The organism is Kitasatospora sp. NBC_01266 (assembly GCF_036242395.1).
Taxonomy (GTDB): domain Bacteria; phylum Actinomycetota; class Actinomycetes; order Streptomycetales; family Streptomycetaceae; genus Kitasatospora.
Window position 1 is genome coordinate 4,301,342 of the sequence record NZ_CP108458.1, and the last position, 15,290, is coordinate 4,316,631.

Below are 15,290 nucleotides of genomic sequence, written 5' to 3' on the forward strand. Positions count from 1 at the left end.
GCTGTCGGGCCGGCCTGGGCCAGGCTGTGGGACGCCGTCGCTGTTGTCACAGTCCCTGTGGTCACGGGGTCCGCCTCCCGGGTGCTTGGGGCTTGTCGGCCGAGCAGATGATGAATTGGGGACGCTACGCGCTCTGAATGAGAGCTGGATGAAACATGCCAAATCTTCCGCATCCGAAGGACCCAACCCGTCCAGTACTCGTCAGTACGCTCAAGTGCTCCCCAAGGAGCTCGGACCTGTCCGCCGCCACAACGGCGCGGGCGGCCCCGGGACCCGACGTCCGAGGCCGCCCGCTGCGGCGTCAACCACCCTGCGAAGGCTCAGCCGCCGCTGGCGCCACCGCCACCACCGAAGCCGCCACCGCCACCGGCGGCACCGCCCTCGGTGAGCTGCGAGGCCGTGTAGCCGCCGGAGCCGTCCGGGGTGCCCACCACGGTCACGCTCTGGCCCGGCTGCAGCTGGCTGACCTGGCCGTCCTGGGTCACCGAGACCTTGGTGGAGCTGCCGGTGGTGACCTTGACGATGTTGCCGTTGGCGTCGGTCAGGTAGACGGTGCTGCCGTCCACCAGCTTGACCGTGCCGCGGGTGAAGCCGGCTGCGCCGGCCGCACCGCCCGCGCCGCCACCCGCGCCGCCGCCGGCGCCACCGCTGCGGCCGCCGCGGGCCGCGCCGCTCTGGCCGGCCTTCTGGATCGCCGCCGTGATCGCCCGGCTGGCGGCGGTCGTGTTGTTGCCGTCGTTCTTCTGGTACCAGGCGCCGCCGGCGAACGCCGCGGCCGCGATCACGCCGCCGGCCAGCAGCAGGGTGACCCAGGGCAGCTTGCGGCGCGGCGGAGCGGACAGCTCCGCGGTGATGTCCCGGGCGTCGGGCGCGGTGGCCAGCAACTCGGCGTTGGCCGCCGACTCCGCCGACAGCACGACCCCGGGCGGGGCGGCGGCGGCAGCGGGCGGATAGCTGACGGACGGGGAGATGGCCGACAGGCGGACAGTATCGTCGGCCCGGACCAGGTCGCTGTTGTTGGAAGGCATGGGCTCTGACTGCTCCCGCTCTGCTCGCTCGGTGATCATGACTGATCCGTGGTCGTACCGGTGGCCATCGCGCGCCTCACTCGTGCCGCAGGGCGTCGATGGGACGCAGCGAGGCGGCCCGGTTGGCCGGGTAGCTGCCGAAGAAGAGGCCGATCGCCACCGCGATCCCGAAGGCGCCGAACACCGAGGCGGGGATCACCACCGGTTTGATCCCGACCACGCTGAAGTGCGAGCCGAGGATGCCCACCGCGACGCCGAGTCCGGCGCCGAACACCGACAGCAGCGTCGACTCGGCCAGGAACTGGCCCAGGATCACCGCCTTCGGCGCGCCCAGCGCCTTGCGGATGCCGATCTCCCGGGTCCGCTCGGTCACCGTGACCAGCATGATGTTGGTGATCCCGATCCCGCCGACCAGCAGCGAGATCGCGGCCACCGCGCCGAGCAGCACGGTGAAGGTCTGGCCGGTGCTCTCCCGGGTGCTGAGCAGGGAGGCCTGGTTGCTCACCCGGAAGTCGAGCTTGGTGGGGTCGGTCAGCGAGTGGGTCCCCATCAGGATCTGGGTGATCTCGTTCTGCGCGGCCGTGGTGGTGTCGGCCGAGGTGGCCTGCACCAGGATCTGGTTGACCGAGCTGAAGCCGGTGAAGGCGTTCTGCACGGTCGGCAGCGGCGCGATCACCACGTCGTCCGGGTCGGTGAAGCCGGTGGCGCCCTTGGTCTGCAGCACGCCGACCACGGTCAGCGGGGTGCCGCCGAGGGTGATCGTCTTGCCCACCGGGTTCACGTTGTCGAACAGCTGCTGCGCGGTGGTCGAGCCGATCACCGCGACCTTGCTCGAGTTGAGCACGTCGTCGTTGCTGAAGTAGTCGCCGGAGGCGACCTTCTCGTTGGCGGTCTCGAAGTAGGCCGGGTAGGTGCCGATCACCGAGCCCGGGGTGTACGAGATGTCGCCGTAGTCCGCGGTGGCGGTGGTGGTGACCACCGGGGCGACCGACTTGATGTCGGGCGCCGCGGTCGGGTTGGCCAGCGCCTTCGCGTCGTCCACGGTCAGCTTCTTGACGGTGCCCGCGGTGCGCGCGCCGCCGCTGGTGCCCGAGGTGACGGTCAGCGAGTTGGTGCCGAGCGCGGTGATCGAGTTCTTCACCGCGGTCGAGGAGCCGTTGCCGACCGCCAGCAGCAGGATCACCGAGGCGACACCGATCAGCACGCCGAGCATGGTGAGCGCGGAGCGCACCTTGTTGGCGGCCAGGCCACCGAAGGCGAAGCGGAGCATCTGTCCGACGATCACGGTCGACCCCCGATCAGCGCGCCGGCCTGCTGGGCGGCGAGTTGCTGGGCCAGCACGGGCGGCGGCCCGACCACCGGGCCCTGCCGGACGTCGGAGATGATCTGGCCGTCCACCAGGCGGATGACCCGCTTGGCGTGGGCGGCCACCTCGTCCTCATGGGTGATCAGCACGACCGTTCGTCCGGTCGCGTTCAGTCCGTCGATGATCGCCAGTACCTCTTCGGTGGAGCGGGTGTCCAGGTTGCCGGTCGGCTCGTCGGCCAGCAGCATGGCCGGCGCGGTGACCAGGGCACGGGCCACCGCCACGCGCTGCTGCTGACCGCCGGACAGTTCGTTGGGCTTGTGGTCGGCCCGCTCGGACAGGCCCACCAGGGACAGCGCCGCCAGCGCGCGCTTGCGGCGCTCGGCGGCCCGCACTCCCGCGTAGGCGAGCGGCAGTTCGACCTGGGCCAGCGCGGTGGTCCGCGGGACCAGGTTGAACGACTGGAAGATGAAGCCGATCTTGCGGTTGCGGACCAGCGAGAGCTGCCCCTCGTCCAGGTGGCCGACGTCGATCCCGTCCAGCAGGTAGCGCCCCGCGGTCGGCACGTCCAGGCAGCCCAGGATGTTCATCAGGGTGGACTTGCCGGAGCCCGAACTGCCCATGACCGCGATGAAGTCGCCCTGCTCGATGTCCAGGCTGACGCCCAGCGGCTCATCGGTCTCCTGGTCCCACGGGCCGCGCAGGGCGTGCACGGTCGCGTCGCCGTGACCGTACGACTTGCGCAGCTTGCGGATCTGGATGACCGGTGGCGGTGTCTGCGGGGCCGCGGGCTCGGCGGCGTCGACCGCCACCGAGCCGGCGCGACGGGCGCGCGCGCGGCGGGCCATCAGGCACCGCCCCGGGCGCCGCCACCGCCGCCGCCGCCGAAGCCGCCGCCGCCACCGCCACCGAAGCCGCCGGCACCGCCGCCGCGGCTGCCACCGCCGGCGCCGCCGGGGAAGGTGCCGCTCGGGAAGCCGTTGCTGCCGCCGGTGGTGGCCGAGGCCAGCTGGACCTTGTCGCCGGCGTTGAGGCCGGAGACCACCTGCACGGTGGAGTCACCCACCACGCCGACCGTGACCGAGACCCGGGAGGTGGTGCCGTCCGGCTTCACCAGGGTCGCGGTACGGGTGGTGCCGGTGCCGGAGAGCGCCGTCGCCGGGACCGAGAGCGCGTTGTCCGCCTCGCCGGTGACCACCGAGACGGTCGCGCTCAGGCCGGTGCGCAGCTGGCTGGTGTCGCCCTCGATCTGCAGCGTCGCCGCGTACTGCACCGCGCTGCCCGCGGCGCTGCTGGTGCTGCCGCTCGACACCGGCAGCGAACTGACCGAGAGGACCGAGGCGTTGAGCGTGGTGGAGGACTGCGCGTTGAGCGTGACGGTGGCGCCCTCGCCCTTCTTGAGCTTGAGCGAGTCGAGCTCGGAGAAGTCGGCGGTGACCTGCATCCCGCTCGGGTTGGTGATGACGATGAAGCCCGAGGGGGTCGTGGAGGTCGAGGAGCTGGTCGTCTTGCTGCCGCTGGAGCTGCTGCCGGAACCACCCGAGCTCGAGTCGCCGGTGCCCGACACGGTGTCGCCGACCTTGTTGGAGATCGAGGCGACGGTGCCGCCCTCCGAAGCGGTCAGCGTGGTGCCGGCCAGCGCCGTCTGCGCGTTGGTGACGTTGGTCTGCGCGGTGGCGACCTGCTGCTGAGCCTGCGTCAGCTGCTGCTGCGCCTGGGCGACGGCGGCCGGGTCGACCGTGGTGGTGGTGATGGTGGTCATCTGCGGGGCGGGGGTGCTGCTGCGGGAGCCGCTGCCGCTGTTGCTGCTGCCGCTGTTGCTGCTGCTGCTGTTGTTGCTACCGCTGTTGGAGCCGCCGTTGCCGCTGCCGTTCTGGCCGGCGGACGGCGAGGCACCGGAGGACGGGCCGCCCGAGGTGCTGGGGGACGCGCTGGTGTAGGAGGCCTGGACGGCCCCGCCACCGCCCACCGGAACGGTGCTGGTCGTGGTCGTCCCCGCCTGAGCCTTCGTCAGGTTGTCCTGAGCCGTGGTCAGCCCGGCCTGCGCCTCGGTCAGCGCGCCGTTCGCGGCGTTCAGCGCCTGCTGCGCGGCCGTGGTGTCGACGGTGGCGAGCACCTCGCCCGCGGTCACCGTGTCACCGACCGAGACCTTGACCGAGGTCAGCGTGCCGCCGGTGACGAAATTCTCGCCGGCGTCGCTGGGTGAGCTGAGGGAGCCGGATCCGGACACCGTGGCCAGGACCGTTCCCTTGGTCACGGTCGCGGTCCGAGCCTGCACCTTACCGGCCGCTGAGCTGCTGGTGCTGTTCACCGTGGTGTATGCCAGCGCGCCCCCCGCGAGGAGGGCCACACCGAGCACTGAGTTGAGGATGACGGCGCCACGCCGCCGCGGGAGGACCTTCATAGCGCACAAGACTCGCCCGATGCTCTTGCGAAGTTCTGGACGCAAGCTGGGCGGACGCTGAGGCAGGCACCAAGGACAATCATCCCAAAAACGGACAAATACTCCGTAGATGAGGATCATCGGGAAACACTGCCAACGGTAATCCCAGGATCTTCCCAGGCATCTCGGGCGCAGCATTCACGCCACAGGGCCATCCCGGACACCGAACAGGACCCAACCATAGCTGACTGAGCGTCAGCTACTGCTCACTCCCGTACGCCAGCAGCTCGGCCACCGACCAGGTCAGCCGCCCCGAGCGCAGGTCGTCGAGCACCGCGCGCAGCCAGCGCGCCTCCGCCTGCGTCACGGCGTGCAGGTACTCGGTCTCCAGCAGCGCGATCCGGGCCAGTCCGCCCTCCCCCTCGCCGGTCAGCGTCGCCGCCAGGCCCGCCAGCCGCTCCTCGGTGACCCGCAGCCGCCGTTCCAGCGCGCCGGAGATCTCCTCGGACGTCAGCATCAGCAGGTTCGAGAGCGCCGCCGGGAACTGCGGGAACTCCTGCCTGGGCACCGCGAGCATCTCGATCAGCCACTCCCGGGCGACCGCCCGCCCCGCCTCGGTGACCTCGTAGACGGTCCGCTCCGGATACGCCTGGTCCCGTCCGGTCTCCCGGACGGCGACCAGGCCGGCTTCCTGCAGCCGCTCGATCGTCCGGTACAGGCTCGCGCGCTGGCCCACGTTGACCACCTGGTCCTTGCCCCAGTCCTTGATCAGCCGCTGCAGGCCGTAGGGATGCAGCGGCTTGTAGTGGAGCAGGGCCAGCACGGTGACGGCGAGGGGGGAGCTGCGGTGGGCGGTCATGCCTCGATCCTAGCCTCACCGAGACTAGTTGACGAGAAACTAGTTGCACTGCAACTATTGAAGTGGCGGCCATCGGCTGCCGCACCGACCCGAACACCACGGTGAAAGCAGGAGAAATGAGCGACTCCCGTCAGACCCGCAGCGCCCTGGTCATCGGCGGCGGCATCGCCGGCCCGGTCACCGCGATGGCCCTGCGGCAAGCAGGGATCGAGGCCACCGTCTACGAGGCCTACCCGCACACCGCCGAGGGTGCCGGGGCCGGGCTGAGCCTGGCCCCCAACGGCCTCGACGCGCTGGACGCGATCGGCCTGGGCCACCTGGTGCGACCGCTCGGCAAGCCGATGGCCGGCATCGTCCTGCAGGACTGGGCCGGCCGGCGGCTCGGCGAGTTCGGCAATCCGCCCGGAGTGCCGCCGATGCAGTTCCTGCGGCGGGCCGAGCTCTACCGGGCGCTCTACCAGGAGGCCGAGCGGCGCGGGGTGCGGATCGAGCACGGGAAGCGGCTGGTCGGTGTCGAGGAGGGCGCGGACCAGGTCACCGCGCTCTTCGCCGACGGCACCCGGACCACCGCCGACGTGCTGATCGGGGCGGACGGCCTGCGCTCCACCGTCCGCCCGCTGGTCGACCCGGCCGCGCCGGGACCGCAGTACGCCGGCCTGATCAGCTTCGGTGCCGAACTGGAGCGGGTGGCGGTGCCCGGCACCGAGGACCGGATGAACATGAGCTTCGGCAAGCGGGCCTTCTTCGGCTACCAGGTCTTCGAGGACGCGTCGGCCGTCTGGTTCGTCAACCTGCCGCACCGGGAGCCGATGACGGCGGCCGAGGTCCAGCGCACCCCGGCGCGCCAGTGGCTGCCGCGGCTGCGCGAGGCCTTCGCCGAGGACGGCACCCCGGCGACCCGGCTGATCGAGGCGACCGACCCGGACCAGCTGATCATCGTCGGCCCGATGGAGAACATGCCGGCCGTCCCCACCTGGAGCCGGGGACGGCTGGTCCTGGTCGGGGACGCGGTGCACGCCCCCTCCTCCAGTTCGGGGCAGGGCGCCTCGCTGGCCATCGAGAGCGCGATCCAACTGGCCCGCTGCCTGCGCGACCTGCCCCACCCGCAGGCGTTCGCCGCCTACGAGGCGGAGCGCCGGCCGCGGGTGGAGAAGATCATCAGGGCGACCACCCGGAAGAACGGCGCCAAGGCCGCCGGACCGGTGGGCCGGGTGCTCAACGCCTGGGCGCTGCGGGTGTTCTCCAAGCTGGTGAAGCCGGCGAAGATGGCCTGGATGTTCGACTACCGGATCGACTGGGAGGCGCGGGTCACCGCCGCCCCCAGCCCGTCCGCGACCGGTCCCGTCACTCGTTCCGCGCCGTCTGCGGCCCGGTGATCCGCCTGAGCAGCGGCAGGGTGGAGCCGATCACCCCGAGCGAGGCCGCCAGCCCCAGCAGCACCAGGACGTAGTAGGAGAAGTCCGGCGCCCGCACCGAGTAGCCGTACTGGGCCTGCAGGAAGAGCTGCGCAGCCAGGAACCCCATGCCGATCGCCACCACCGCGACCACCAGCAGCGGCAGCGCGCTCTCCAGCAGCACCACCCGGCGCAGCGTGGCGAGTTGCACCCCGGTCAGCCGCAGCAGGCTGAACGGGCGCTTGCGGTCGGTCAGTCCACCGGCCACGCTGACCGCCAGGCTGCAGCCGGCGATCGGCAGGCTGACCAGGATCACCACGTCGGCCAGCTTCTGGTAGCTGGTCAGCTCCGCCGACATGCCCGCGCGGTCCTCGCCGATCGTGTAGGGCGACCGCTCGGCCGGATAGGCGTTCGCCAGCAGGGTGCGTGCCCGCTCGACCGCCGACGTGGAGCCGTCCGTGCCCACCACGATCAACTGCACCGGCAGCCGGTCGACCTGCTCGGCCGAGATGGCTGCGGTGGGCCAGCGGGTGGGCCAGCTCTCGTCGCGGTTCAGACCCATGGAACCGAGATACGGCGTGATCGAGGCCGCCTGGGCACCTGGATCGCAGAGGCCGAAGACCGGGGTGCTCGCCAGCTGCGCGCAGTCGACCAGCGCCGCCGGTGGCAGCGGCCCCCGCACGTTCTGACCCGCCATCAATGGGTCGGTGGTGCCGAGCGGGTTCGTGTGGACCGACGTCACACCCGTCACGCCCGGGATCGCGCGCAGCGCGGCCAGGGCCTGGTCCGGCAGCGGGCTCTCTGGGTCGATCGGCTGCCCGGCGGCTGTCCGATCGTGGAAGAACTCGCTGACCACCGTGGAGCGGAGCGCCGCGCTGCCCTTGGGCACCCCCTGTTCGACGGTCAGCGCGTCGATCACCCCGACGGCGCCACTGGTGATGCAGAGCGCCAGCACCAGCCCGCTGACCGCGCGGAAGCCGGCCTTCGGGTCGTCGGCCAGCCGCCGCCCGGCGATCAGCACGGTGGGCCGGCCGGTGCGCCGGGCCATCAGCCGCGCGCCGACCATGGTCAGCCACGGCCCGGCCAGCACCAGCCCGCCCAGGATCAGCACGATGCCCGGCACGAAGGCCCGGACCTGACCGGCCGAGGTGGGCGGCCGCCGGCCGATGAAGTAGGCGAGTTCGACGACGCCCAGGGCCAGCGGGAGCACCCGGTAGAAGCGGGGCGGGCGCGGGGTGGTCCGCCGGGTGACGCCGAGCGGGGAGATCTGCACCCGGCGCAGCGCGATCCGGGCCGCGACGGCCGCCGCCAGCGGGACGCCGAGCGCCACTGCCAGGACGTCGTTCAGGTTGAGCGCCAGGTCGCTGCTGAAGAACCGCGCGGTGGTGAGGTCGACCGTCGCCAGCAGCGGACGCAGCAGGAAGAACAGGCCGAAGCCGACCGCCGTGCCGGCCGCCGCCGCGACGGTCGACTCCACCGCCGAGACCACCGAGATCTGCCGGGGTGTCGCGCCGACCAGGCGCATCGCGGCGAAGCGCTGCTCGCGGCGGGTGGCGGCGAGCCGGGTCGCGGTGCCGATCAGGATCAGCACCGGGAAGATCAGCGCGACCGCCACCACCGAGAGGATCAGGTCCATCCCGCTGGCGTTGGTACCGACCGGGCAGTCGGCGCACTCGCTGGGCGGCGTCGTCATGATCGAGCCGACCCGCACCGCGGCCGGATCGGCCGCCAGCTCGCCCGGGGTGTGGCCGATGAGGATGATCAGCGAGTCCGGTGCGGGCAGCGCCGCCGGGCCGATCGTGCCCACCTGCTGCCCGGGGTAGCGGTCGGCGAGTTCGTCGGCCGGCGTGCCGGTCAGCAGCTTCGCCATGGCGGGCGAGGCGTAGTACTGCCCGGGCCCGGGCAGGTGCGGGATGCCGGGCGGCAGCGGCGAGTCTGGCCCGGTGGCGGCGACGTCGACCCGGCCGATGGTCCTGCCCTGGAAGGCGTCGGCCCGGATCAGCCACCAGAGCGGCTGGGCGCTGCCGGCGGGGGCCGCCGAACCGGCGGCAGCGCCGCTGTCGAGCCAGGAGTTGCGCCCGTTCTGGGTGTTGGTGGCGTTGATCGCCGCCAGCGTGCCCAGCAGCAGGCCGACCCCGAGGGCGACGGCGGACGCGACGACCACCAGGCGGGCGGCCGCCTCCCGACCGGCCGCCAGCGTCAGGCGAAGTCCGAGGCGGATCACGAGGCCATCCGCTCGATCAGGAGCGGTGCGACCCTGCCGTCGCGCACCACGACCTCGCGGTCCGCGCAGGCGGCCACCCGGGGCTCGTGGGTGACGATCACCACGGTGGTGCCGTGCTCGCGGGCGGCGTCCACCAGCAGGTCCATCACCTGCTCGCCGGTGACCGAGTCGAGCGAACCGGTCGGCTCGTCGGCGAAGAGCACGTCGGGCTCGGCGACCAGCGCGCGGGCCAGCGCGACCCGCTGCGCCTGACCACCCGACAGCTCCCCCGAGCGGCGCCCGCCCAGCCCGTCCAGGCCGAGCCGGCCGAACCACGAGCGGGCCCGGTCCAGCGCCTGCGACCGGCGGACACCGCCCAGCAGCAGCGGCAGCGCCACGTTCTCCTCGGCGGTCAACTCGGGCACCAACTGGCCGAACTGGAAGACGAAGCCGAAACGGTCACGGCGCAGCGCGCTGCGCTCGGTCTCGCGCAGGGTGTCGATCCGGCGGCCGTCGAACCGGACCTCGCCGGCATCGGGGGCCAGGATCCCGGCCAGGCAGTGCAGCAGCGTCGACTTGCCGGAGCCGCTGGGGCCCATGATGGCCAGGATCTCGCCGGGGGCCACCCCCAGGGTCGCGCTGCGCAGCGCGGGCGTCTCGCCGAAGGAGAGCACGACGTCCCGCGCCTCGATGATGAAGTCGCTTGCGGTGCTCATCCCCTGACCTCCTCGGCGAGCGCGCCCAGCCGGGCGGCGGTCTGGTCGATCCAGCGCAGGTCCGCCTCGAGGTGGAACAGGCCGTGGTCGGCGAGCAGCCGGTCGACCAGCGAGCCGCCGCGCCGCACCTCGGTCAGTTCGCGCATCCGTCCCAGGTGCGCCGCGCGCTGGGCGTCGAGGTAGCCGGCGGCGTCGCGCTCCAGCAGCAGGGCCAGTACGACCTTGGTGAACAGCACCGTCTGCAGGTGCGGTTCGGCCTCGGCCGGGGTGGCGAGCCAGGTCTGCAGCTCGGTGGCACCGAGGTCGGTGATCACGTAGCGCTTGCGGTCGGGGCCGGTCCCCGGCCCGACCTCGCCCATCACCACCTTCCCGTCCCGGGCGAGCCTGCTGAGGGTCGAGTAGACCTGCCCGGGCGGCAGCGGCTTGCCCCGGCCGAAGTAGGCGTCGTAGTCGCGCTTGAGGTCGTAACCGTGACTCGGCTCGCGTTCGAGCAGGCCGAGGAGGGCGAGAGGAACTGTCATACCTAAGTATCTACACTCAGTATCTACTTGGGGTCAACACTCAGTATCTACTGACCGTCAGTTACCACCCTCTTTCCGATCATCCGCCGCCCGATGCCATGATGACGTCACGTCAGTTCTCTGCCCTTCACCCCCAGGAGCCCGCGTGACCTCCCGCGTCCGCAGCATCACCTTCGACTGCGCCGAGCCCGCCGGGCTCGCCGCCTTCTGGGGCGCGGTGACCGGCCGGACCCCGGTCAACGACGGCACCGAGGAGAGCCCGGAGTACCTGCTCGCCGACCCCGCGGACGCCGGCCTACCCAACCTGCTCTTCATCGCCGTGCCCGAGGGAAAGAGCATCAAGAACCGGGTCCACCTGGACCTTCAGCCCGCCGACCGCAGCCGCGAGGAGGAGGTGGCGCGGCTGCTGGGCCTGGGCGCAACCCTGCTCGCCGACCACCGGCAGCCGGACGGCACGGGGTGGGCCCTGCTGGCCGACCCCGAGGGCAACGAATTCTGCGTGGAGCGCAGCGCGGCGGAGCGGGTCCGAACCGGCGGGTGAACTCGGCGATCGGCTGCCCGAGTTGATGACCCCTCTACTACCGCTTGGTCGCGCGGAGCGAGTAGACCAGCGGCGTGCGCGGGTGGCCCGGGGGAAAGCGGTACTCGGTGGGGGTGCTGCGCTCCAGCACGGAGTAGCGCTGGAAGAGCGTCACGTCGTGTTCGTGGAGGAAGTCGATCCGCAGGCCCGCCTCGGCCAAGGCGGTGACGACGGAACCGAGTTGGTGGGTCCACTGGACGGACGTGGTCTCGGTGAGCGTCGGCCCGTCGGTGTAGGTGGTGGCGCAGTCGAAGGTGCCGGCGGAGCTGTCGAAGTAGTCGTGGGCGACCGTGCGGCCGTCCTCGTCCAGGGTCTCGGACATGGGGTGGAACTCGGCCAGGTAGAGGGCTCCGCCGTCGGCCAGCAGCGAGGCCACCACGCGGGCCCAGTGGGACAGGTCGGGGAGCCAGACGAGCGCGCCGAACCCGGTGTAGACCAGGTCGAACCGCTCGCCGGCCAGGGCGTTGGGGGCCTCGTGGACGTCGCAGACCACGAAGCGGGCGCGGTCGGCGAGGCCGGTCTGCTCGGCGAGCGCGCGGGCGGTGCGGATGGCGGGCTCGGAGAAGTCCAGGCCGGTGACCTCCGCGCCCCGGCGCGCCCAGGAGAGGGTGTCCTGGCCCATGTGGCACTGGAGGTGTAGCAGGCGCCGACCGGTGACGTCCCCCATCTCGTCGAGCTCGAAGGGCCGCAGGGTGCAGCCGCCGGCCCGGAAGCCGGGGAGGTCGTAGAACTCGCTGGCGGCGTGGACGCGGGTGCGATCGTCCCAGTTGGCGCGGTTGAGGCTCAGCCAGGAGGCGGGCTCGGAAGCAGTCATGCCCGCCGACGCTAGCGGCCGACTCGGCCTGCCGCACGGGCATTTCGTCGGTGTCAGCCCAGGATGCGGGCGAGGCGGATCTGCGCGCCGGTGAAGGCGCGGGCTATCAGCGGGAGCAGCAGGAGCAGCGGCACACCGCCGACCAGGGCGTGGAAGGCCCAGACACCCGGGTAGCTGGGCCCACCCCAGGCGTGCGGGTCGTAGCCGGTCATACCGATCAGCGGGCGGACCGGGTAGGCGAGGTTGATCAGGGAGAGGTAGGCGACATAGCCGAGGGCCAGGGCGGCCAGGGCATTGACCGGAAGGCCGAGCAGGGCATGGGCCAGCACTCTGGCCCGGGCCCGCCGCGGCGCGGGGCCGACCGGCTGCCCCAGGGAGCGGCGCACCAGCGCCCGGTGCCGCCCGGCCAGGCTCGGGCTGGCCGTGGAGCCGACGGCCGCGAGCAGGGTGAGCGGGAGCGCGAACATCGCGTAACCGGTGCGGCGCCAGGCGGCGGCCGAGTACGCCCGGCGGACCCGGTCCGGGGTGCTGGAGACCCGGGAAACGGCCGGGGAAGCGGCCGGGGAAGCGGCCGGGGAAGCAGGCAGCGTGGCGGTGCTCATGGAGTCCTCCGGAACGACGGTCGGGCGGGCGATCCGGCAGGTCCGCCCCTGTGACCACGATCCTGCCGCGCTGCCGACCCATCGTCAGGCGTGCTACCACGTCAGCTTCCAGGTGGTGCCAGCACCACCTCGGCCGAAGCGGCCCAGCGGGAGGTCCAGCCGGCGGGCCCGCTCCGGGCCCGCCCGCCGTCACCGGCTCAGAACTCCTTGCGGAACGCCTCCGCCGCCGCGAGGAACCGGTCGTTGCCCGCCACCTCGCCGATCGACACCCGGACGCCCTCGCCGGCGAACGGCCGCACGATCACGCCCGCCGCCGCGCAGGACGCCGCGAAGTCCAGGGTCCGCTCGCCCAGCCGCAGCCAGACGAAGTTGGCCTGCGAGTCGACCACGGTCCACCCCTGGGCGGCCAGCGCCGCCGCGACCCGGGTGCGCTCGGCGACCAGCGCCTCGACCCGGACCAGCAGCGCGTCCTCGGCGCGCAGCGAGGCGACGGCCGCGTCCTGGGCGAGCTGGCTGACCCCGAACGGGATCGCGGTCTTGCGCAGCGCGGTGGCCACCGGCTCGTGCGCGATGGCGAAGCCGACCCGCAGGCCGGCCAGGCCGTACGCCTTGGAGAAGGTGCGCAGCACGCAGACGTTGGGCCGGTCGCGGTACAGCTCGACGCCGTCCGGGACCTGCTCGTCGCGGATGAACTCGCGGTAGGCCTCGTCGACCACGACCAGGATGTCGCTGGGCACCGCGTCCAGGAAGCGCTCCAGCTCGGGGCGGTGGATCGCGTTGCCGGTCGGGTTGTTCGGGTTGCAGACGAAGATCAGCCGGGTGCGCGGGGTGATCGCGGCGAGCATCGCGTCGAGGTCGTGGTCCTCGGCGGCGGTCAGCGGCACCGGCACCGGGGTGGCCCCGGCGACCTGGGTGATGATCGGGTAGGCCTCGAAGGAGCGCCAGGCGAAGATCACCTCGTCGCCCGGGCCGGCCGTGGCGAGGATCAGCGATCCGGCCACGCCCACCGAGCCGGGGCCGGTGGCGATGTGCTCGGCGGGGACGCCGAAGCGCTGGGCGAGCTCGGCGGTGAGCTCGGTGACCGCCATGTCGGGGTAGCGGTTGAACGAGCCGGCGGCGGCCACCGCGGCGTCCAGCACGCCGGGCAGCGGCTCGTAGGGGTTCTCGTTGGAGGAGAGCTTGAAGGCGTCGGCGCCGGCGGGCTTGCCGGGCTTGTAGGTGGGGATCGCGTCCAGGCTCGGCCGAAGCCGCGGGCCCTGCGCTGCCGTACCGCTCACGGTGCTGTTCTCCTTCGTCACTGTCCGGGCCGGCCCGGTGGGGCGGCCCGAGGCCGGCGTGCGCCCCCGGCGCTCGGTTGCGCGCCGGTCGCGTGCGCGACCGCCTGTCCCGGTCGGGTGCCCAGAACGATACCCAGCGCGCTCACCCATGCGGGTGAGATGTCCGGCCAGTGCACCGCCGCAGATCAGCCATTGTGCCTCGTTCCAATGGCACATGTCAGAGGTAATCGGCCGAAATCAGACCACTGATCCAAGGAGTGAGACGAGCGGTGGACGTGGAGAAACGTATCTGCTTCGGCCGCTCCGAGGCTTCGTACGCGTGGTTCAGGGATGAGCTGACGCACCATACGATCGGTCCGCCATGACAGCAGCAGCCAATCAGAGCGGTCGGCGACCCCCCACCTCACGACGTCTGGAACGGGCCGGCATCCGGGATGTGGCAGCAGCCGCCGGAGTGTCGATCACCACCGTCTCGGACGCCCTGAACGGGAAGGGCCGTCTGCCCGACGAAACCCGCAGCCGGGTGCGCGAGGTCGCCGAGCGCCTCGGCTACCGGCCGTCCGCGGCAGCCCGGACGCTGCGCACCGGCCGGTCCGGGCTGATCGGGCTGACCGTCACCACCTACGGCGAGGAACCCTTCACCTTCACCGAGTTCGCCTACTTCGCCGAGATGGCCAGGGCCGCCACCAGCGCGGCGCTGGGGCGCGGCTACGCCCTGGTGGTGCTGCCCGCCTCCTCACGGCACGACGTGTGGAGCAACGTGGCGCTGGACGGCACCGTGGTGATCGACCCGGCCGACCAGGACCCGCTGGTCAGCGAGCTGTACCGGTCCGGCGTCCCCGTGGTGAGCGACGGCAAGCCGGGCAACTGCCCGGTCACCGCCTGGGTGGACAACGACCACGAGGCCGCCGTGCTGGGCATCCTGGACCACCTGAGCGAGGCCGGCGCCCGCCGGATCGGCCTGCTCACCGGCACCAGTACCGACACCTACACCCGGCTCTCCACCGACGCCTACCTCGGCTGGTGCGAGCGGGTCGGCCAGGAACCGGTCTACGAGGCCTACCCGGCGCACGACCCGGCCGCCGGGGCGGTGGCCGCCGACCGGCTGCTGGCCCGCCCGGACCGCCCGGACGCGGTCTACGGGCTCTTCGACCCCAACGGCACCGACCTGCTGGCCGCCGCCCGCCGCTACGGCCTGCGGGTGCCCGACGACCTGCTGCTGGTCTGCTGCAGCGAGAGCGACGTCTACGCGGGCACCGAGCCGCCGATCACCACCCTCTCGCTGAAGCCGCGCCGGATCGGCACCACCGTCGTCAACCTGCTGATCGACGCGATCGAGGGGGTCGACTCGGGCGCCGGGCTGACGGCCGACACCCCCACCGCGGGCGCCCGGCTCTTCCCGCCCCGCTACCGCACCGCCGGAACCGGCCCGCCGCCGGGCACCCTGATGCCCACCGAGCTGATCGTGCGGGCCTCCTCGCTGCGTCGCAGCCCCCGAACCACCGTCAGCCCGCCCCGCACCCCGGGCGAGGTCTGAACTCCACCGGCCCGCGGCCGGCAGGGCCCCACCCCGGCCCGGGATCGGTGCAGCGCGCGGATTGGATACC

General features: G+C 72.5%; 14 protein-coding genes. 3 read left to right on the forward strand and 11 right to left on the reverse strand.

Features of this window, described 5'->3' with window-relative positions; genetic code table 11:
- Nucleotides 1-320: 320 nt before the first annotated feature.
- From OG403_RS18670 to OG403_RS18690, 5 genes are all read right to left on the reverse strand, one after another.
- Nucleotides 321-1,028: a hypothetical protein gene (locus OG403_RS18670; protein WP_329565839.1), complete on the reverse strand. Its 708-nt coding sequence runs from the start codon at nt 1,026-1,028 to the stop codon at nt 321-323.
- A 76-nt stretch (nt 1,029-1,104) separates the two neighbouring features.
- Entirely contained in the window at nt 1,105-2,298 is a 1,194-nt protein-coding gene (locus OG403_RS18675; protein ID WP_329565840.1) for an ABC transporter permease, read from the reverse strand.
- A gap of 11 nt (nt 2,299-2,309) precedes the next feature.
- A complete protein-coding gene (locus tag OG403_RS18680; RefSeq protein WP_329565842.1) occupies nt 2,310-3,182 on the reverse strand; it encodes an ABC transporter ATP-binding protein in 873 nt (290 codons plus the stop codon).
- Entirely contained in the window at nt 3,182-4,591 is a 1,410-nt protein-coding gene (locus tag OG403_RS18685; RefSeq protein ID WP_329565844.1) for an efflux RND transporter periplasmic adaptor subunit, read from the reverse strand. Before OG403_RS18685 ends, OG403_RS18680 begins: the two co-directional genes overlap by 1 nt.
- 385 nt (nt 4,592-4,976) lie before the next feature.
- Entirely contained in the window at nt 4,977-5,576 is a 600-nt protein-coding gene (locus OG403_RS18690) for a PadR family transcriptional regulator (protein ID WP_329565846.1), read from the reverse strand.
- A 116-nt stretch (nt 5,577-5,692) separates the two neighbouring features.
- Here OG403_RS18690 and OG403_RS18695 point away from each other — a divergent pair, with 116 nt between their 5' ends.
- Nucleotides 5,693-6,952: an FAD-dependent oxidoreductase gene (locus OG403_RS18695; protein WP_329565847.1), complete on the forward strand. Its 1,260-nt coding sequence runs from the start codon at nt 5,693-5,695 to the stop codon at nt 6,950-6,952.
- Here OG403_RS18695 and OG403_RS18700 read toward each other — a convergent pair.
- From OG403_RS18700 to OG403_RS18710, 3 genes are read right to left on the reverse strand one after another with little or no spacing between them, the layout of a single operon-like run.
- Nucleotides 6,921-9,194: an ABC transporter permease gene (locus tag OG403_RS18700; RefSeq protein WP_329565849.1), complete on the reverse strand. Its 2,274-nt coding sequence runs from the start codon at nt 9,192-9,194 to the stop codon at nt 6,921-6,923. The genes OG403_RS18695 and OG403_RS18700 overlap by 32 nt on opposite strands.
- Entirely contained in the window at nt 9,191-9,889 is a 699-nt protein-coding gene (locus tag OG403_RS18705; RefSeq protein WP_329565851.1) for an ABC transporter ATP-binding protein, read from the reverse strand. Before OG403_RS18705 ends, OG403_RS18700 begins: the two co-directional genes overlap by 4 nt.
- Nucleotides 9,886-10,410, reverse strand: coding sequence for a PadR family transcriptional regulator (locus tag OG403_RS18710; protein WP_329565853.1), 525 nt, complete (start codon nt 10,408-10,410; stop codon nt 9,886-9,888). Before OG403_RS18710 ends, OG403_RS18705 begins: the two co-directional genes overlap by 4 nt.
- Nucleotides 10,411-10,555: 145 nt before the next feature.
- On the opposite strand from OG403_RS18710, the gene OG403_RS18715 reads away from it, so the two are divergent.
- Nucleotides 10,556-10,951 carry a VOC family protein gene (locus tag OG403_RS18715; RefSeq protein ID WP_329565855.1) on the forward strand — a complete coding sequence of 132 codons (396 nt, stop codon included), beginning with the start codon at nt 10,556-10,558 and terminating at the stop codon, nt 10,949-10,951.
- 37 nt (nt 10,952-10,988) lie between these two features.
- Here OG403_RS18715 and OG403_RS18720 read toward each other — a convergent pair whose 3' ends face one another.
- The 3 genes from OG403_RS18720 to hisC all read right to left on the reverse strand — a co-directional run bounded on the left by OG403_RS18720 (nt 10,989) and on the right by hisC (nt 13,683).
- Nucleotides 10,989-11,804: a class I SAM-dependent methyltransferase gene (locus OG403_RS18720; protein WP_329565857.1), complete on the reverse strand. Its 816-nt coding sequence runs from the start codon at nt 11,802-11,804 to the stop codon at nt 10,989-10,991.
- 53 nt (nt 11,805-11,857) lie between these two features.
- Complete coding sequence (locus OG403_RS18725) at nt 11,858-12,406, reverse strand: hypothetical protein (protein WP_329565859.1); 549 nt, start codon at nt 12,404-12,406, stop codon at nt 11,858-11,860.
- A 197-nt stretch (nt 12,407-12,603) separates the two neighbouring features.
- Nucleotides 12,604-13,683 (reverse strand): histidinol-phosphate transaminase, encoded by a 1,080-nt coding sequence (hisC, locus tag OG403_RS18730; RefSeq protein WP_329565861.1) that lies wholly within the window; start codon nt 13,681-13,683, stop codon nt 12,604-12,606.
- A gap of 361 nt (nt 13,684-14,044) precedes the next feature.
- Here hisC and OG403_RS18735 point away from each other — a divergent pair, with 361 nt between their 5' ends.
- A complete protein-coding gene (locus tag OG403_RS18735; protein WP_329565863.1) occupies nt 14,045-15,220 on the forward strand; it encodes a LacI family DNA-binding transcriptional regulator in 1,176 nt (391 codons plus the stop codon).
- The last annotated feature ends 70 nt before the right edge of the window (nt 15,221-15,290 follow it).